The sequence below is a fragment of the Bacillus sp. BACIII genome (genome assembly GCF_057836745.1).
This window is the reverse complement of the sequence record NZ_CM174437.1, coordinates 79963-97930: the sequence shown is the minus strand read 5'-3', so window position 1 is coordinate 97930 and position 17968 is coordinate 79963. Positions and strand designations below refer to the sequence as shown.

The window sequence follows — 17968 nt, the reverse complement described above, 5'->3', positions numbered from 1 at the left end:
TTAAACTGAGACTGTTTGAAAAAAATTATCACATTCGTCTGCTAAAAAAACCGGCTTTTTCAGCCGGTTCAAACGGGGAAGGGGTGATGTTGAACAATTTCAATATAACAGCAGCTTACAGTGTGCTCAACTTGCTGAAATAAAGTTTTATCAGCTGTTTGTTGTGAAAACGTCCATTTGGGTGACGTATTTTCTCATTACTTCCTGATTTACGCTGACACCCAGTCCGGGACCGTCCGGAACAGAGATAAATCCCTCTTCGATACGGATGTCAGGAGTGACGATATCCTCCTCCCAGTATCGGTCTGATGAGGAAATGTCACCCGGTATCGTAAATTGCGGCAGCGAAGCAAGCGCGACTGTCTGCGCTCTTGAAATACCGGTTTCGAACATTCCGCCGCACCATACCGGCATGTGATGCTCTCTGCATAAATCATGTATTTTTAAAGCTTCTGTCAGGCCTCCTACACGCGCCGGTTTTATGTTAATGATTTTACAGCTTCCAAGCTCAATCGCCCGCCTCGCGTCATCAAATGAGCATATACTTTCATCAAGACATATCGCCGTTCTCAAATGTTTTTGCAGGTGGCGGTGATCGACAATATCATCTGCCTGAAGCGGCTGTTCTATCATCATTAATTGGAACTCATCCAATTCTTTCAGCCTGCTGATGTCTTTCAGTTCATATGCCGAGTTGGCATCCGCCATCAGCGGTAAGTTCGGGAAACGGCTGCGGATGGCTCTGACCAAATCAACGTCACGGCCGGGCTGAATTTTTATTTTTATACGTTGATAACCTTCTTTTACGTATTGCTCAATTTCCCGAAGCATCACATCATCCGAAGCAAGACCAACTACGACCCCGGCGGGCACTTTATCTCTTTTGCCCCCTAAGGCTTCTGCGAGAGATATCCCCTTTTTCTTGGCATATAGATCCCACACGGCTGATTCGAGCCCCGCTTTTGCCATGCGGTTTCCTTTGAAACGCGCGAGACTGTCAGGCACTTCTGACGGATGGAAAAACTCGCGGCCTACGATATTTGGGATGAAAAAATCTCTCAGCATATGCGCGCATGTCTGAATCGTTTCTTCTGTATACCAAGGAGAAGAAAACGCCGATACCTCTCCCCAGCCAGTTCTGCCGGTTTCGTCGATCGCCTCCACGATCAAAAATTTGCGGTCCTGCAGCGTTTCAATACTTGTTTTAAACGGTTTTTTCAGCCTCATACTTACATGATAAAGGGTGATTTTTTCTATCTTAATCATGACAATTCTCCTTTACGAAGCTCATTCAGCCGATGTCTCATCAGTTTATTGGACGCATTCCGCGGGAGCTCGTCAACCGCGAAAAAAGCAGCCGGTATTTTATATTTTGCAAGGCGTTCTCGGCAAAAGGCGGCCAGCTCCTCTGCACTGACAGAAGAAGTCAGCACGAGAAAGGCATGCGGCACTTTCCCCCACTTTGGATCTTCGGCTCCTGAAACACCTGCTTCCGCTACAGCCGGATGGGCAAGCAGCGCCGCTTCCACTTCAGCCGGATAGATGTTCTCTCCGCCTGAAATGATGAGGTCCGACCGTCTGTCCAGCACATATAAAAACCCTTCGTCATCTAAATAGCCAAGATCACCTGTTTTAAACCAGCCATTATGAAAAGCGGCCTGATTCGCTTCATCACGATGATAGTACCCTTTCATCACATTCGGGCCTTTTACCGTGATTTCACCGTGTTCAAACGGCGTACAGCGATTTCCTTCTTTTTCAATTCTGATCTCGCATGAAAACAGCGGTTTACCGGCCGAGCCGAGCTTTTCCATGCTGAATTCAGGTGACAGCGTGACAATCTGTGAGCAGGTTTCGGTCAAGCCGTAAGACTGGAAGACCGGAAATTGCTTTCTTCGGCATTCTTCAAGGAGCGGCAGCGGGGCCGGCCCTCCGCCAAGCAGAATACACCGCAATGATTCCGGACATTGTTCGGTTTCCGAAAGCAGGCCTGAAAGCATTGTCTGCACCGCTGATATGATCGTGACCCGGTGTGAGCTGATGCTGGCAAGTACATCAGTAACTGAAAATTTTCGGTGCAGCACGACGGGCATACCGTAAATGACCGACTTAAACAGTGCAGACAGGCCGCTGATATGAAACAGCGGCAGCGCAATAAGCCAGCGGTCCCGCTCCGTGACCCCCAGATTCAGCGCAGACGATACAGCGCTGGAATAATGGTTTCCGAAAGTCTGCTGCACCCCCTTCGGCCTTCCCGTTGTTCCTGACGTATACATAAGAGTCGCCGTATCATCAAGCGTTACATAAGCTTCCGGCTCCATGTCACCCGCCTTTTCAGCCTGCAGCTCGTCTACATCTGCGACAGCGACTGCAGATTCATAATCTTCGCGGCAAAAACCGTCTTCCGTCAATAAAAGCTTTGCCTCTGAATCTTCGAGCTGAAACAGCCGTTCCTGTTTTGAGAGCTTCGTATTTAACAGCACCGCTTCCGCTCCTAATAAGAAGCAGGCGTGGACGGCATAAACCATTTCCGGTCGGTTAGAAAGCAAAATCGCGACACGGTCTCCTTTTTTAAGCTTGCAGTATTCGGACAGCCGCGCGGCCATTTGTTCAGAAGCATGATACAATTCTCTGAATGTCATCTGTTTGTTTTCAAATATGAGAGCGATTCTCTCAGGTGTCAGCTGAGCCCTTTGAATGAGCCAATTTGGCTGTTCTGTCAGCATGTTATCATCTCCGAGGTAAAAGTACTGTGTTTGAAAAGAAAACAGCTTGGACCAGAGCGGCTCAAGCTGTTTCGTAGTGTCATCTGATCACGGAAAACGAGGGAACTGACCGAAATCCGGACTGCGTTTTTCTTTAAAGGAATCGCGGCCTTCTTTCGCTTCGTCTGTCGTGTAATAAAGAAGTGTTGCATCTCCCGCAAATTGCTGAATTCCGGCCAGGCCGTCTGTATCTGCGTTAAATGCTGCTTTAAGGAAACGAAGGGCTGTAGGGCTTTTCTCAAGCATTTCCTCACACCATTTAATAGTTTCTTCTTCAAGTTTCTCTAATGGGACAACCGTATTGACAAGACCCATGTCGAGCGCTTCCTGCGCATTGTATTGACGGCACAGATACCAGATTTCACGGGCTTTCTTATGTCCGACGATACGCGCCAGGTAGCCTGAGCCGTAACCGGCATCAAAGCTTCCCACTTTCGGTCCGGTCTGACCGAAAATCGCGTTATCAGCCGCAATCGTTAAATCACAGACGATATGAAGCACATGGCCTCCGCCGATCGCGTAACCTGAAACCATTGCTACCACTGGTTTAGGAATCACGCGGATTAAACGCTGAAGATCAAGCACGTTCAGACGCGGGATCTGATCGTCTCCGACATATCCGCCGTGACCGCGGACTTTTTGGTCTCCGCCTGAACAGAATGCTTTATCTCCCGCTCCCGCAAGAACGATGACACCAATATTGGAGTCATCACGCGCACGAGCAAACGCGTCAATCATTTCTGATACCGTCTTAGGAGTAAATGCGTTATGTACCTCCGGGCGGTTAATTGTTATTTTTGCAATACCGTTATACGTCTCGTACAGGATTTCATCGTACTGACGTTCACTTTTCCATTCTGCAGCCATTGATATGACCTCCTTCATTTTTGCCTGAGTCCGGCCGAAAAGCTATTTTCTTTATGCTTTACAAGCCGTATAAAAACTCACTTACTATCTTACCAAAAATTCGCGGCTGTTCCACATGTACCGTGTGCCCCGCCTGTTTGACAACCTCTATTTTACTTGATGGGAGCAGGTTATGCACCTTTTGATTAATCACGCAAAACTTTTCGTCCCATTCACCGCATATGAGCAGAACGGGCGCCTTGATGCGGTCTAAAGCATCCCACCAGGAAGGCTGCGAACCCGTCCCCATTCCGAGCAGACTGCCTGCAAGTCCGGACGGATTATTTTTCAGCCTGCCGGCACGGATGGACGCCTTTACGCTGTCCGGCAGAGAAAGCTGTGTGGCAAACAACGGAATGCCCTCCCAATAATCGACAAACGATGTTATGCCTTCCTTCAATATAAAGTCAGCAAGCTTCCGGTCTGACTGAATCCGCTTTTTGCGTTCCTGAAGCGTGCTGAGACCCGGAGTAGAGCTTTCCAAAACAAGCGCTGACACCCGATGCGGAAATGCCTGTGCAAAGGAATACGCAAGTCTTCCCCCCATAGAATAACCAATAAGTTTCACTTTGTGAAGTTTTAATTGATCAAAAACGGCGGCAAGGTCCGCAACCTGCCGGCCCGTACTGTACCTTGCCGCTTGCACAGGCGCGTCTGTCTCCCCATGACCCAGGCAGTCAATCAGCACCATTCGCTTGCCGGGAAACATCTCGCGCAGAAACATCCATGATTCTTTACTGCCCGTAAATCCGTGCAGACAAACAATTGCTTCAGACGAGCGGTCACCGGTATCATTCACCCGGTAGCACACGCCGTCAGCCATTTTGACAGTTACAGTCTCCATTCTTTTTTCACTTCCCGCACTGCGGCCTGCAGCAGATCGCGATGGAATTGAACTCTTGATGTCCGATCTGTTTTCAGCTCGATAATATGAAGTCCGGGCTTGTCCGCCTGCGGCTGATACGCATCCTTAAATGCTTCCCATGTCTCAGGGCAAGTATACGTCCCGCCATACAGCGCTGCGGCATGCCGGAAATCAAGGCCCGTCGGCGTACCGAACAGTTCTTCAAAATGAGTTTTATCAGATGCCTGCGGCAAAAATGAGAAAATCCCGCCGCCATCATTATTTATTAAAATAACGGTAAGCGGAATTCCAAGTTTTTTAGCCGCTAACAGCCCGTTTAAATCATGGTAAAACGATAAATCTCCAATCACTAGCGTGACGGGGGCTTTTGTTCCCTCACATACGCCCATAGCCGAGGAGACAACTCCGTCAATTCCGTTAGCGCCGCGGTTGGCATAGACGCGGAAGGAACGATCTTGCTTTTCAAAGAAAGTATCCACATCGCGAATCGGCATGCTGTTGCCGACAAAAATCGAACTGCCTTCAGGAACAAGGTGCTGAAGGTGGCGATATACATTTCCTTCGAATGACAAATTATCCATGCCCGCATGCTGTAAATGGCCGCGGAACCGCTCATTGACAAACTGCCATTTCTCCAGCCATTCGGATAGCCGTCTTCCCGTTTCAACTGAACGGACCGCTTCCAAAAACACCGACGGATGGCAATGAATCATATGCGCGCCGGCCTGAGTGGGATCTCTCCACCCTCCGTCTTCATCGACGATAAACTGATCAATGGCAGGATCATCCCTGAGCCATACAAAGAGCGGTTTGGAAACCGGCATCGGACCGAAGCGAATCACAGCTTCCGGACGCAGCACTTCTTTTATCTCCTCATCTCTTAAGAACGAGTCATAAGCATCAATGATCAGCGCCTTATCATGCTTTCCGTTTCGCAGATTTGAAAGCGGATCAGCCAAAATCGGGAATTGAAGCATCTCGGCAAGCGCGAGGATCTGCTGTTTTTCTGCTTCTCCGTGAATTTCGCCGCAAACGATCATACCCTTTTCGGTATTCGCAAGACGCTCTGTAATATGACGCAATGAGGCCGGATCGGCAGACTGAATCCCTGTTGTGACAGAGACATGCCGATCTGCTCTCATTCTTTCAAAAGGCCGGGCTGACAAATCAGGCATCAAAGGCTCCCTGAGCGGCACATTGACATGCACCGGTCCCATCGGCTGCTTCCCCGCTTCACTTGCGGCTCTGCCGGCCAACGTTCTGATATAACTCAGCATTTGAGGATTTTCCTCAGGAAGAGCCGAGTCTGTGAAAAACTTAACAAAGTTACCAAACAGAAAATGCTGGTTAATCGCCTGAGGCGCCCCTACTTCCCTTAATTCATGGGGCCGGTCAGCAGTCAGGACAATGAGAGGCACTCTTGAATAATGAGCCTCAATCACGGCCGGATAGAAGTTAGCCGCTGCCGTTCCTGACGTACAAATCAGCATGACCGGACGCTGACGGGCTTTTGCAAGGCCGAGTGCGAAAAAACCTGCGGATCGTTCATCAATTTGTATATGGACTTGAATATCCGGGTGGGCCGCTGCCAAAACCGCCAGCGGAGTCGACCTTGATCCGGGACAAACGACCGCGTCGGTTACACCCGAAAGAGCGAATTCATCAATAAAGCTTCCGATATAATGTGTAATCGGGTTTGTCAAAGCCTTTCACCTCCTAAAGCAGAGATCATCGGCTTTAGTTTAATTTGTGTTTCTTCATATTCTGATTGCGGATCTGAATCTTCAACAATGCCGCAGCCTGCGAAAAGGCGCGCCCTTTTGTCTTCAATCAATCCTGATCGGATGGCCACGACAAATTCTCCGTTTTCCCTGCCGTCCATCCAGCCGATCGGCGCCGCGTACCACCCGCGTGTCATCGGTTCAATATCAGCGATAACCTCAACAGCTTTCTGCTGGGGCGCTCCGCCCAATGCCGGTGTGGGATGCAGCTTTTCAATTAAATCAAACAGCGAAGCGGACGTTTTAAGGCGGCCGGTGATCGGTGTATACAGATGCTGCACACTTTTTGTTTTATATAATTGCGGACCTGCAGGCTTTTTCACATCACTGCAGCTCGATAAAAAAGCATCGTTTATCATCTGAACCACAAAATCATGCTCCGCCAGATTTTTTTCGTCATGCAGCAATTCTTCGCCGAGACGGTCATCTTCTTCCTGACTTTCTCCGCGCTTAATTGAACCTGCCAGACAAGAGGACATGACGTCTTTGCCGGATTTTTTGATCAGCCGTTCCGGTGAAGCGCCGACAAAGCATTTATTTCCCTGCTCAATCGCAAAAACATAGCTTGTCGTTTGGTCCGTCAAAAGCTTGCGGACAACGCTTTCTGCTAGAATCGGCCCGTCATATGACAAAACGACTTCCCTTGCCAGCACAACTTTATCATATTGATTTGCTTTCATATCATTTGTTGCTGTTTTAATGGCGTCAAGCCAGTTTTCTACATCAAGTTCTTCCGCTTTTGTTAAATCAGGATATTCCTCATATGTCATTGAAGAAACTGTAAAAGCTTCAGAAAAAGATTTCAGACGTTTCAGTACATCTTCTGCCTGATTGCCGTCTGCCGCCCATTGATTGACGGTTAAATAATCACCATCCGCCGTCTTTGTCAGCATGAGTGAGGGAATAAAGAACAGTCCTTCTTCGAACCCATCCCATTCGTCTCCTCTTTCTTCAGCGGGATTAAATGAAAAACCGCCGAATAAGACAGGGCCGACCGCGGTTTGCGCCGCCTCTTCTTCTTCATGAATATGATAAGCCGTCTTTTTAAAGCGCTCCCATTGTTCAAAAACGTCTTGATAACGTTTTTCGTTTTTTTCATTCGATTGGAACAGCGCTTCTGTGCCAAGACCGACTATTGTTAATTCACTACCGGGTTCTGACCAAAAAAATCGTTTGCCTTTATATTTTTTTGCTCCGTCTTTGAAAAATGATAGAGGGTCTAAAGACGCAATACGTCTTGAATAGCTCAATAAGACAGCATGGTTGACTTGTTTGGCTTTATGTAATGCATGATCTGCTTCCTCTCGGAACGTATGCTGCACCGTTGTCACCATGAGACATTCCTCCATAATCCGTTAAATGCTTTTAATACAATACACCTGTGATGACTTTGTGTCAAACACACAGATTTGCGCACGACAAAATGCCTGCATTTCTTATTATAAACCTTTTTGCGCAAATGAATAAAGAAACAAACTTGAATTTTCTTTCCCCACTCTCGGCAATCACTGTAACCTTTACTTTACTGTGGGAAAACGACCATTTTTATCCACCATTTTTCTGCACAAAAACGTTCATACTAACAGTCATAAGCATCACATAGAAACGAGGGAATGATGTGCTTACAAACGAACAGATCACACACTTGAAAAAAGAACTCGAAGAAGCCAAACATGATATCTTAAACCGTTTTAAAGAAAATGACCAATTTCAATTAACAGATGAATTCCCGTATCAGTCATCCGGCGAATTGTCTTCCTATGACAATCATCCCGGCGATCAGGCGACTGAATTATACGAGCGTGAAAAAGATCTGGCGCTCCTCGACCATGAACGGGAGCACCTACGCGACATTGATTACTCCCTGAAACAAATTGAAAACGGCACATACGGTATTTGTGAAGTCAGCGGCAAGGAAATCCCTTATGACAGACTGGAAGCTCTGCCGACGGCTACCACCTTGGCGGAATATTCCTCTCAGGATGCCGTTTCTAAAGACAGGCCGATTGAAGAGGAAACACCGTTCGGACAGTTTGAATTTGATGATGATGAATCAATACGGCCGCCTTACGATAGTGAAGACTCATATCAGGATGTAGAGGAATACGGAAACTCAGAAACACCTCAAGATTTAGAGGTTCCGCCTCTCAGCTACAACGATATGACAATGAACTCAGAAGAAAACATCGGCTATGTTGAGGATTATGAAAATTTTATCGCCACAGATATTACCGGAAAAAACATTTCCGTGTATCCAAGCAGAGACCACGAAAAATATGAACAAGAACTGGACGAAGAAGGAATTATGACGACTTTCGGCGATCTTCATGCTGACTAAAACCCCGGCTTACCGGGGTTTTTACATTTGTTGCATTTTTGCAATGGAAACTCATACACTTAATGGTGCATGGCTCTCAAAAAGGTTTGACCTTTCCAAAATCGGGAATGACATTGAACAATGGAGGGAAGAGATGAAAAAGAAGTATATCGGTGCGATCATTGTATTTATCATTACATATGCCTTGTTTTCCTTAGCGGGGTTTCTCTTTCCCGTAGATCGGGAATGGTACGACGCGCTTCAAAAACCTGACTGGACGCCGAGCGGATCAGTGATAGGCATCATATGGGCGGTTTTGTTTGCGCTTATCTCCCTGTCAGCAGCCTTGGTATACGTAAAGTTCTCATGTAAAGAATCCAAAGCTTTCTGGTTGATGCTTCTCATCAATTATATCGCGAATCAAGGCTTCAGCTTTTTTCAATTCACACAGAAAAATTTGCTTGCTGCATCTATCGATTGCCTGCTTGTAGCCGTTACAACACTCATTCTATTGATGATTGCCGGTAAATACAGCAAAGCTTCAGCCTGGCTTTTGGTTCCTTATTTATTATGGAGCGCTTTTGCCACATACCTGTCTTTTACCATTTACACTATGAACTCATAATAAAAAACCTTGCATAGTATGCAAGGTTTTTTAATGACCCGTACGGGATTCGAACCCGTGTTACCGCCGTGAAAGGGCGGTGTCTTAACCGCTTGACCAACGGGCCTTATGGCGGAGAAGGAGGGATTTGAACCCTCGCGCCGCTTACACGACCTACACCCTTAGCAGGGGCGCCTCTTCAGCCACTTGAGTACTTCTCCATATGGCTCCACAGGCAGGATTCGAACCTGCGACCGATCGGTTAACAGCCGATAGCTCTACCACTGAGCTACTGTGGAAAATTATCATGGTGGGCCTGAGTGGACTCGAACCACCGACCTCACGCTTATCAGGCGTGCGCTCTAACCAGCTGAGCTACAGGCCCACGACAATATAAAAATGGAGCGGGTGATGGGAATCGAACCCACGACATCAGCTTGGAAGGCTGAGGTTTTACCACTAAACTACACCCGCATTTGTTTGGGGCGATTGATGGGAATCGAACCCACGAGTGCCAGAGCCACAATCTGGTGCGTTAACCACTTCGCCACAACCGCCAAAACATATTAAATTAAAATGGTGGCTCGGGACGGAATCGAACCGCCGACACACGGATTTTCAGTCCGTTGCTCTACCAACTGAGCTACCGAGCCTTTTTATATAAATGGCGGTCCGGACGGGACTCGAACCCGCGACCTCCTGCGTGACAGGCAGGCATTCTAACCAACTGAACTACCGGACCATTTTTGGTTGCGGGGGCAGGATTTGAACCTGCGACCTTCGGGTTATGAGCCCGACGAGCTACCGAACTGCTCCACCCCGCGATGATGATTAAATTAGATATGGCGGAGGAAGAGGGATTCGAACCCCCGCGGGCTTTGACACCCCTGTCGGTTTTCAAGACCGATCCCTTCAGCCAGACTTGGGTATTCCTCCGTATAAGTGGTGGACCTTGTAGGACTCGAACCTACGACCGGACGGTTATGAGCCGTCTGCTCTAACCAACTGAGCTAAAGGTCCAATGGTAGCGGCGGAGGGGATCGAACCCCCGACCTCACGGGTATGAACCGTACGCTCTAGCCAGCTGAGCTACACCGCCAAAAAACAATTAAAATCAAGTGGAGCCTAGCGGGATCGAACCGCTGACCTCCTGCGTGCAAAGCAGGCGCTCTCCCAGCTGAGCTAAGGCCCCAAAGTGGTCGGGAAGACAGGATTCGAACCTGCGACCCCATGGTCCCAAACCATGTGCTCTACCAAGCTGAGCTACTTCCCGATTTTTCAAAAGTATGTATGGCGCGCCCGAGAGGAGTCGAACCCCTAACCTTTTGATCCGTAGTCAAACGCTCTATCCAATTGAGCTACGGGCGCAACAATAAGTGCCGAGGGCCGGACTTGAACCGGCACGGTAGTCACCTACCGCAGGATTTTAAGTCCTGTGTGTCTGCCAATTCCACCACCCCGGCATGGATGGTATAGTTTAGTTGGAGCGGAAGACGGGATTCGAACCCGCGACCCCCACCTTGGCAAGGTGATGTTCTACCACTGAACTACTTCCGCGTTTGGCAATGCGGATGAAGGGACTTGAACCCCCACGTCTGTAAAGACACTAGAGCCTGATTCTAGCGCGTCTGCCAATTCCGCCACATCCGCAAGAAAAAACATGGTGAGCCATGAAGGACTCGAACCTTCGACCCTCTGATTAAAAGTCAGATGCTCTACCAACTGAGCTAATGGCTCTTTTTACAAGAGACTTATATAGTATAACATATAAAAGTGGTGCCGGCAAGAGGACTTGAACCCCCAACCTACTGATTACAAGTCAGTTGCTCTACCAATTGAGCTACACCGGCCTAATACGCCAACTTATGTATAATAGAAATGGTGGAGGATGACGGGCTCGAACCGCCGACCCTCTGCTTGTAAGGCAGATGCTCTCCCAGCTGAGCTAATCCTCCATATATTACACTTACGTGTAATGGCTTGGCGGCGTCCTACTCTCACAGGGGGAAACCCCCGACTACCATCGGCGCTGAAGAGCTTAACTTCCGTGTTCGGTATGGGAACGGGTGTGACCTCTTCGCTATCGCCACCAAACCATTGAGAGTGTTCTCTCAAAACTAGATAACAGTAAGCATACATTCAAAAATGGTTAAGTCCTCGATCGATTAGTATCTGTCAGCTCCATGTGTCGCCACACTTCCACCTCAGACCTATCAACCTGATCATCTTTCAGGGATCTTACTTCCTTGCGGAATGGGAAATCTCATCTTGAGGGGGGCTTCATGCTTAGATGCTTTCAGCACTTATCCCGTCCGCACATAGCTACCCAGCGATGCCCTTGGCAGAACAACTGGTACACCAGCGGTGCGTCCATCCCGGTCCTCTCGTACTAAGGACAGCTCCTCTCAAATTTCCTGCGCCCGCGACGGATAGGGACCGAACTGTCTCACGACGTTCTGAACCCAGCTCGCGTACCGCTTTAATGGGCGAACAGCCCAACCCTTGGGACCGACTACAGCCCCAGGATGCGATGAGCCGACATCGAGGTGCCAAACCTCCCCGTCGATGTGGACTCTTGGGGGAGATAAGCCTGTTATCCCCGGGGTAGCTTTTATCCGTTGAGCGATGGCCCTTCCATGCGGAACCACCGGATCACTAAGCCCGACTTTCGTCCCTGCTCGACTTGTAGGTCTCGCAGTCAAGCTCCCTTGTGCCTTTACACTCTGCGAATGATTTCCAACCATTCTGAGGGAACCTTTGGGCGCCTCCGTTACCTTTTAGGAGGCGACCGCCCCAGTCAAACTGCCCACCTGACACTGTCTCCCCGCCCGATAAGGGCGGCGGGTTAGAAGGTCAATACAGCCAGGGTAGTATCCCACCGATGCCTCCACCGAAGCTGGCGCTCCGGTTTCCAAGTCTCCTACCTATCCTGTACAAGCTGTACCAACATTCAATATCAGGCTGCAGTAAAGCTCCACGGGGTCTTTCCGTCCTGTCGCGGGTAACCTGCATCTTCACAGGTACTATAATTTCACCGAGTCTCTCGTTGAGACAGTGCCCAGATCGTTGCGCCTTTCGTGCGGGTCGGAACTTACCCGACAAGGAATTTCGCTACCTTAGGACCGTTATAGTTACGGCCGCCGTTTACTGGGGCTTCAATTCGCACCTTCGCTTACGCTAAGCGCTCCTCTTAACCTTCCAGCACCGGGCAGGCGTCAGCCCCTATACTTCGCCTTACGGCTTCGCAGAGACCTGTGTTTTTGCTAAACAGTCGCCTGGGCCTATTCACTGCGGCTCTCTCGGGCTTGCACCCTAACAGAGCACCCCTTCTCCCGAAGTTACGGGGTCATTTTGCCGAGTTCCTTAACGAGAGTTCTCTCGATCACCTTAGGATTCTCTCCTCGCCTACCTGTGTCGGTTTGCGGTACGGGCACCTCTCACCTCGCTAGAGGCTTTTCTTGGCAGTGTGGAATCAGGAACTTCGCTACTATAATTCGCTCGCCATCACAGCTCAGCCTTCACGGGAAACGGATTTACCTATTTCCCAGCCTAACTGCTTGGACGCGGATATCCAATACCGCGCTTACCCTATCCTCCTGCGTCCCCCCATTGCTCAAATGGTGAGGAGGTGGTACAGGAATATCAACCTGTTATCCATCGCCTACGCCTTTCGGCCTCGGCTTAGGTCCCGACTAACCCTGAGCGGACGAGCCTTCCTCAGGAAACCTTAGGCATTCGGTGGACGGGATTCTCACCCGTCTTTCGCTACTCATACCGGCATTCTCACTTCTAAGCGCTCCACAAGTCCTTCCGGTCTTGCTTCACAGCCCTTAGAACGCTCTCCTACCACTGTTCGAAGAACAGTCCGCAGCTTCGGTGATACGTTTAGCCCCGGTACATTTTCGGCGCAGAGTCACTCGACCAGTGAGCTATTACGCACTCTTTAAATGGTGGCTGCTTCTAAGCCAACATCCTGGTTGTCTAAGCAACTCCACATCCTTTTCCACTTAACGTATACTTTGGGACCTTAGCTGGCGGTCTGGGCTGTTTCCCTTTCGACTACGGATCTTATCACTCGCAGTCTGACTCCCAAGGATAAGTCATCGGCATTCGGAGTTTGACTGAATTCGGTAACCCGGTAGGGGCCCCTAGTCCAATCAGTGCTCTACCTCCGAGACTCTTACCTTGAGGCTAGCCCTAAAGCTATTTCGGAGAGAACCAGCTATCTCCAGGTTCGATTGGCATTTCACCCCTACCCACACCTCATCCCCGCACTTTTCAACGTGCGTGGGTTCGGGCCTCCATTCAGTGTTACCTGAACTTCACCCTGGACATGGGTAGATCACCTGGTTTCGGGTCTACGACCACGTACTCATGCGCCCTATTCAGACTCGCTTTCGCTGCGGCTCCGCATCTTCTGCTTAACCTTGCACGGAATCGTAACTCGCCGGTTCATTCTACAAAAGGCACGCCATCACCCGTTAACGGGCTCTGACTACTTGTAGGCACACGGTTTCAGGATCTATTTCACTCCCCTTCCGGGGTGCTTTTCACCTTTCCCTCACGGTACTGGTTCACTATCGGTCACTAGGGAGTATTTAGCCTTGGGAGATGGTCCTCCCGGATTCCGACGGAATTTCACGTGTTCCGCCGTACTCAGGATCCACTCTGGAGAGAACGAAGTTTTGACTACAGGGCTGTTACCTCCTATGGCGGGCCTTTCCAGACCTCTTCATCTACCTCGTTCCTTTGTAACTCCGTACAGAGAGTCCTACAACCCCAAGAGGCAAGCCTCTTGGTTTGGGCTGATCCCGTTTCGCTCGCCGCTACTCAGGGAATCGCATTTGCTTTCTCTTCCTCCGGGTACTTAGATGTTTCAGTTCCCCGGGTCTGCCTTCTCATATCCTATGTATTCAGATATGGATACCACTCCATTACGAGTGGTGGGTTTCCCCATTCGGAAATCTCCGGATCAAAGCTTGCTTACAGCTCCCCGAAGCATATCGGTGTTCGTCCCGTCCTTCATCGGCTCCTAGTGCCAAGGCATCCACCGTGCGCCCTTTCTAACTTAACCGTTAAAAAGAATCACTACGTGATATCTTGCATTACAATTGAATGTGAATTACTTCTGTTATCTAGTTTTCAAAGAACATTATCTCGAAGAATCGAATGATCCTTCAAAACTAAACAAGACAGGGAACGTTCTGTTTATAAGACCCAAGGTCTTATATTCCGTTAAAATCCTTAGAAAGGAGGTGATCCAGCCGCACCTTCCGATACGGCTACCTTGTTACGACTTCACCCCAATCATCTGTCCCACCTTCGGCGGCTGGCTCCATAAAGGTTACCTCACCGACTTCGGGTGTTACAAACTCTCGTGGTGTGACGGGCGGTGTGTACAAGGCCCGGGAACGTATTCACCGCGGCATGCTGATCCGCGATTACTAGCGATTCCAGCTTCACGCAGTCGAGTTGCAGACTGCGATCCGAACTGAGAACAGATTTGTGGGATTGGCTTAACCTCGCGGTTTCGCTGCCCTTTGTTCTGTCCATTGTAGCACGTGTGTAGCCCAGGTCATAAGGGGCATGATGATTTGACGTCATCCCCACCTTCCTCCGGTTTGTCACCGGCAGTCACCTTAGAGTGCCCAACTGAATGCTGGCAACTAAGATCAAGGGTTGCGCTCGTTGCGGGACTTAACCCAACATCTCACGACACGAGCTGACGACAACCATGCACCACCTGTCACTCTGCCCCCGAAGGGGACGTCCTATCTCTAGGGTTGTCAGAGGATGTCAAGACCTGGTAAGGTTCTTCGCGTTGCTTCGAATTAAACCACATGCTCCACCGCTTGTGCGGGCCCCCGTCAATTCCTTTGAGTTTCAGTCTTGCGACCGTACTCCCCAGGCGGAGTGCTTAATGCGTTAGCTGCAGCACTAAGGGGCGGAAACCCCCTAACACTTAGCACTCATCGTTTACGGCGTGGACTACCAGGGTATCTAATCCTGTTCGCTCCCCACGCTTTCGCTCCTCAGCGTCAGTTACAGACCAGAGAGTCGCCTTCGCCACTGGTGTTCCTCCACATCTCTACGCATTTCACCGCTACACGTGGAATTCCACTCTCCTCTTCTGCACTCAAGTTCCCCAGTTTCCAATGACCCTCCCCGGTTGAGCCGGGGGCTTTCACATCAGACTTAAGAAACCGCCTGCGAGCCCTTTACGCCCAATAATTCCGGACAACGCTTGCCACCTACGTATTACCGCGGCTGCTGGCACGTAGTTAGCCGTGGCTTTCTGGTTAGGTACCGTCAAGGTGCCGCCCTATTTGAACGGCACTTGTTCTTCCCTAACAACAGAGCTTTACGATCCGAAAACCTTCATCACTCACGCGGCGTTGCTCCGTCAGACTTTCGTCCATTGCGGAAGATTCCCTACTGCTGCCTCCCGTAGGAGTCTGGGCCGTGTCTCAGTCCCAGTGTGGCCGATCACCCTCTCAGGTCGGCTACGCATCGTCGCCTTGGTGAGCCGTTACCTCACCAACTAGCTAATGCGCCGCGGGTCCATCTGTAAGTGGTAGCCGAAGCCACCTTTTTTGTCTGAACCATGCGGTTCAAACAAGCATCCGGTATTAGCCCCGGTTTCCCGGAGTTATCCCAGTCTTACAGGCAGGTTACCCACGTGTTACTCACCCGTCCGCCGCTAACATCAGGGAGCAAGCTCCCATCTGTCCGCTCGACTTGCATGTATTAGGCACGCCGCCAGCGTTCGTCCTGAGCCAGGATCAAACTCTCCGATAAATGGATCACAGACTAAGTTCACTGCATCCTGCAGTAACGTCTGTGTGATCTGCATCGTGCAGACCTTAGTTTGACTGACTACGCACATCGCTGTGCGATTTATTTAAAACTTTGAATTAACAGGTACGTTTTGTCTTGTTTAGTTTTCAAAGATCATTTTGTCTTTCGTTCAAGCGACTTTATTATTATATCTTATCAATCTCTTGAAGTCAATAACTTTTTAAATTTCTTTTTTTCGTCAGCGCCTTGTTTAGCGGCAACGAATAATAATATACCACCTCACAAATAATAGTGCAATAGTTTTTTAAAAGAAAATCAAAAAAGCTTTATGGACGGCTTGTTTCTAAAAAAGCGCCGTACTGCGATATGCAGAAACGGCGCCTTCCCTTCTATTAGCGATGTCTCATTTGAGGGAATAATAAAACGTCTCTGATAGACGGAGCATTTGTTAACAGCATGACAAGGCGGTCGATGCCGATACCTAATCCTCCGGTCGGCGGCATGCCGTACTCAAGAGCTTCAACGAAGTCTTCATCCATCATATGCGCTTCATCGTTTCCTTCTTCTCTTTCTTTTAATTGTGCTTCAAAGCGTTCTCTTTGGTCGATAGGGTCATTCAGCTCCGTAAATGCGTTAGCGTGCTCACGGCCGACGATAAACAGCTCAAAACGGTCTGTAAAGCGCGGATCCTCAGGATTTTTCTTAGCAAGAGGCGAAATCTCTACAGGGTGGCCGTAAATAAATGTCGGCTGAATGAGTGTTTCTTCAATTTTTTGTTCGAAGAATTCATTAATGATATGGCCCACCGTCATTGAGTTTGTGATCTCGATACCATGTTCTTTTGCATGGCCGCGCGCTTCTTCAACAGTCATCTCATTCCAGAAATCTACGCCTGTAGCTTCTTTGACCGCATCTACCATATGGAGTCGTTTCCATTCAGGTTTCAGATCAATCTGCTCTTCACCGTACTGGATCGTGGTGCTTCCCAGTACTTCCTGCGCAATATGTGCAACGAGGTTTTCCGTCAGGCTCATAATGTCCTTATAATCGGCATACGCTTCATACAGTTCGATCATCGTGAATTCAGGGTTGTGGCGTGTAGAAACACCTTCATTACGGAACACGCGTCCGATTTCGTAGACTTTTTCCAGCCCGCCGACAATCAGGCGTTTCAGATGAAGCTCAATCGCAATACGCATATAAAGAGGCATATCCAGCGCGTTATGATGCGTGATGAACGGGCGCGCAGACGCTCCACCCGGTATGCTGTGCATTGTAGGTGTTTCGACTTCTAAGTATCCATGGTCATCTAAGTATCTTCTCATCGCTTGGATGATTTTGCTGCGTGTGATAAATGTTTGTTTGCTGTCAGGGTTTACGATCAGGTCAAGATAGCGCTGACGGTAACGCTGTTCAACATCTTTTAATCCATGATATTTATCAGGAAGAGGACGCAGTGCTTTTGTCAGCAATTCAAAAGATGTCGCTTTGACAGACAGCTCGCCTACGTTTGTTTTGAAAACTTTCCCGGTGATGCCGATAACGTCTCCGAGGTCTGAGGATTTAAAGATTTCATATTGTTCTTCGCCGACACTGTCTTTTCTTACGTAAATTTGAATTTGACCCTCTAAGTCCTGCAGGTGGGCAAAGCCGGCTTTTCCTTTTCCGCGCTTTGTCATCATACGGCCTGCAATGGTAACTTCAATCGCTTTTTCTTCCAGTTCTTCTTTAGAAAGCTCTTGGTAGGCGTCAATGATCTGCTGAGATTGATGTGTTCTCTCGAAGCGTTCGCCGAAAGGATCAATGCCGTTTTCTCTCAGCTGGTTCATTTTATCGCGTCTGACTTGCAGCTGGTCGTTCAATTCCTCATGATTTTGCTCTTCTTGACTCATTGTTATCACTCCATTACAGATATTGTTTCATGAAAAAAGC

At 49.0% G+C, this 17968-nt stretch carries 9 protein-coding genes, 21 tRNA genes and 3 rRNA genes; 2 read left to right on the top strand and 31 right to left on the bottom strand.

All coding sequences use genetic code 11. The features are described 5' to 3' along the window. Nucleotides 1-150: 150 nt before the first annotated feature. The 6 genes from menC to ACXN9U_RS00585 form a co-directional block, all read right to left on the bottom strand. Complete coding sequence (gene menC / locus ACXN9U_RS00610) at nucleotides 151-1266, bottom strand: o-succinylbenzoate synthase (protein WP_047476776.1); 1116 nt, start codon at nucleotides 1264-1266, stop codon at nucleotides 151-153. Further along, on the bottom strand, nucleotides 1263-2726 hold the full coding sequence (locus ACXN9U_RS00605) for an o-succinylbenzoate--CoA ligase (protein WP_489202065.1): 1464 nt from the start codon (nucleotides 2724-2726) through the stop codon (nucleotides 1263-1265). Before ACXN9U_RS00605 ends, menC begins: the two co-directional genes overlap by 4 nt. Nucleotides 2727-2813: 87 nt before the next feature. Then, nucleotides 2814-3632, bottom strand: a complete 819-nt coding sequence (gene menB / locus ACXN9U_RS00600; protein WP_007408846.1) for a 1,4-dihydroxy-2-naphthoyl-CoA synthase — start codon at nucleotides 3630-3632, stop codon at nucleotides 2814-2816. A gap of 58 nt (nucleotides 3633-3690) precedes the next feature. Continuing rightward, on the bottom strand, nucleotides 3691-4515 hold the full coding sequence (gene menH / locus ACXN9U_RS00595; protein ID WP_060964477.1) for a 2-succinyl-6-hydroxy-2,4-cyclohexadiene-1-carboxylate synthase: 825 nt from the start codon (nucleotides 4513-4515) through the stop codon (nucleotides 3691-3693). Next, a complete protein-coding gene (menD, locus tag ACXN9U_RS00590; RefSeq protein ID WP_489202064.1) occupies nucleotides 4503-6239 on the bottom strand; it encodes a 2-succinyl-5-enolpyruvyl-6-hydroxy-3-cyclohexene-1-carboxylic-acid synthase in 1737 nt (578 codons plus the stop codon). The genes menH and menD overlap by 13 nt, the downstream gene beginning before the upstream one ends. Continuing rightward, nucleotides 6236-7651 (bottom strand): isochorismate synthase, encoded by a 1416-nt coding sequence (locus ACXN9U_RS00585; protein WP_489202063.1) that lies wholly within the window; start codon nucleotides 7649-7651, stop codon nucleotides 6236-6238. The genes menD and ACXN9U_RS00585 overlap by 4 nt, the downstream gene beginning before the upstream one ends. Nucleotides 7652-7935: 284 nt before the next feature. Here ACXN9U_RS00585 and ACXN9U_RS00580 point away from each other — a divergent pair, with 284 nt between their 5' ends. Next, nucleotides 7936-8655: a TraR/DksA C4-type zinc finger protein gene (locus tag ACXN9U_RS00580; RefSeq protein ID WP_489202062.1), complete on the top strand. Its 720-nt coding sequence runs from the start codon at nucleotides 7936-7938 to the stop codon at nucleotides 8653-8655. Between the two features lie 133 nt (nucleotides 8656-8788). Then, entirely contained in the window at nucleotides 8789-9259 is a 471-nt protein-coding gene (locus ACXN9U_RS00575) for a TspO/MBR family protein (protein ID WP_060965116.1), read from the top strand. A 34-nt stretch (nucleotides 9260-9293) separates the two neighbouring features. Here ACXN9U_RS00575 and ACXN9U_RS00570 read toward each other — a convergent pair. From ACXN9U_RS00570 to lysS, 25 genes are all read right to left on the bottom strand, one after another. After that, nucleotides 9294-9365: transfer RNA gene (locus ACXN9U_RS00570), tRNA-Glu, on the bottom strand. 3 nt (nucleotides 9366-9368) lie between these two features. Continuing rightward, nucleotides 9369-9459: transfer RNA gene (locus tag ACXN9U_RS00565), tRNA-Ser, on the bottom strand. 3 nt (nucleotides 9460-9462) lie between these two features. Beyond that, a tRNA-Asn gene (locus ACXN9U_RS00560) sits at nucleotides 9463-9537 on the bottom strand. 9 nt (nucleotides 9538-9546) lie between these two features. Beyond that, nucleotides 9547-9623 (bottom strand) — tRNA-Ile (locus ACXN9U_RS00555). A gap of 15 nt (nucleotides 9624-9638) precedes the next feature. Continuing rightward, nucleotides 9639-9712 (bottom strand) — tRNA-Gly (locus ACXN9U_RS00550). Nucleotides 9713-9719: 7 nt separating this feature from the next. Next, a tRNA-His gene (locus tag ACXN9U_RS00545) sits at nucleotides 9720-9795 on the bottom strand. 20 nt (nucleotides 9796-9815) lie between these two features. Beyond that, nucleotides 9816-9891: transfer RNA gene (locus ACXN9U_RS00540), tRNA-Phe, on the bottom strand. Between the two features lie 12 nt (nucleotides 9892-9903). Continuing rightward, nucleotides 9904-9980: transfer RNA gene (locus ACXN9U_RS00535), tRNA-Asp, on the bottom strand. Nucleotides 9981-9985: 5 nt separating this feature from the next. Next, nucleotides 9986-10062, bottom strand: a tRNA-Met gene (locus ACXN9U_RS00530). A gap of 19 nt (nucleotides 10063-10081) precedes the next feature. Then, nucleotides 10082-10174, bottom strand: a tRNA-Ser gene (locus ACXN9U_RS00525). Between the two features lie 7 nt (nucleotides 10175-10181). After that, a tRNA-Ile gene (locus ACXN9U_RS00520) sits at nucleotides 10182-10258 on the bottom strand. Between the two features lie 2 nt (nucleotides 10259-10260). Beyond that, nucleotides 10261-10337: transfer RNA gene (locus ACXN9U_RS00515), tRNA-Met, on the bottom strand. Nucleotides 10338-10357: 20 nt separating this feature from the next. After that, nucleotides 10358-10430: transfer RNA gene (locus ACXN9U_RS00510), tRNA-Ala, on the bottom strand. A 4-nt stretch (nucleotides 10431-10434) separates the two neighbouring features. Beyond that, nucleotides 10435-10511: transfer RNA gene (locus tag ACXN9U_RS00505), tRNA-Pro, on the bottom strand. 18 nt (nucleotides 10512-10529) lie between these two features. Continuing rightward, nucleotides 10530-10606, bottom strand: a tRNA-Arg gene (locus ACXN9U_RS00500). Nucleotides 10607-10615: 9 nt separating this feature from the next. After that, a tRNA-Leu gene (locus ACXN9U_RS00495) sits at nucleotides 10616-10701 on the bottom strand. A 19-nt stretch (nucleotides 10702-10720) separates the two neighbouring features. Further along, nucleotides 10721-10795 (bottom strand) — tRNA-Gly (locus ACXN9U_RS00490). 9 nt (nucleotides 10796-10804) lie between these two features. Next, nucleotides 10805-10888: transfer RNA gene (locus ACXN9U_RS00485), tRNA-Leu, on the bottom strand. A gap of 11 nt (nucleotides 10889-10899) precedes the next feature. Continuing rightward, nucleotides 10900-10975 (bottom strand) — tRNA-Lys (locus tag ACXN9U_RS00480). Nucleotides 10976-11012: 37 nt separating this feature from the next. Continuing rightward, nucleotides 11013-11088 (bottom strand) — tRNA-Thr (locus ACXN9U_RS00475). A 29-nt stretch (nucleotides 11089-11117) separates the two neighbouring features. After that, nucleotides 11118-11193: transfer RNA gene (locus ACXN9U_RS00470), tRNA-Val, on the bottom strand. 23 nt (nucleotides 11194-11216) lie between these two features. Next, nucleotides 11217-11332 (bottom strand): 5S ribosomal RNA (rrf, locus tag ACXN9U_RS00465). 51 nt (nucleotides 11333-11383) lie between these two features. Further along, a 23S ribosomal RNA gene (locus tag ACXN9U_RS00460) occupies nucleotides 11384-14312 on the bottom strand. A 174-nt stretch (nucleotides 14313-14486) separates the two neighbouring features. Next, nucleotides 14487-16036 (bottom strand): 16S ribosomal RNA (locus ACXN9U_RS00455). Together the 16S, 23S and 5S rRNA genes with 21 tRNA genes alongside form the textbook arrangement of a ribosomal RNA operon. Before the next feature lie 392 nt (nucleotides 16037-16428). Next, complete coding sequence (lysS, locus tag ACXN9U_RS00450; protein ID WP_016936549.1) at nucleotides 16429-17928, bottom strand: lysine--tRNA ligase; 1500 nt, start codon at nucleotides 17926-17928, stop codon at nucleotides 16429-16431. Nucleotides 17929-17968: the final 40 nt, after the last annotated feature.

Coding starts and splice junctions, on each gene's coding strand:
- menC (WP_047476776.1), bottom strand. CDS start 1,266: ATGATTAAGATAGAAAAAATCACCCTTTATCATGTAAGTATGAGGCTG.
- ACXN9U_RS00605 (WP_489202065.1), bottom strand. CDS start 2,726: ATGCTGACAGAACAGCCAAATTGGCTCATTCAAAGGGCTCAGCTGACA.
- menB (WP_007408846.1), bottom strand. CDS start 3,632: ATGGCTGCAGAATGGAAAAGTGAACGTCAGTACGATGAAATCCTGTAC.
- menH (WP_060964477.1), bottom strand. CDS start 4,515: ATGGAGACTGTAACTGTCAAAATGGCTGACGGCGTGTGCTACCGGGTG.
- ACXN9U_RS00585 (WP_489202063.1), bottom strand. CDS start 7,651: ATGGTGACAACGGTGCAGCATACGTTCCGAGAGGAAGCAGATCATGCA.
- ACXN9U_RS00575 (WP_060965116.1), top strand. CDS start 8,789: ATGAAAAAGAAGTATATCGGTGCGATCATTGTATTTATCATTACATAT.
- lysS (WP_016936549.1), bottom strand. CDS start 17,928: ATGAGTCAAGAAGAGCAAAATCATGAGGAATTGAACGACCAGCTGCAA.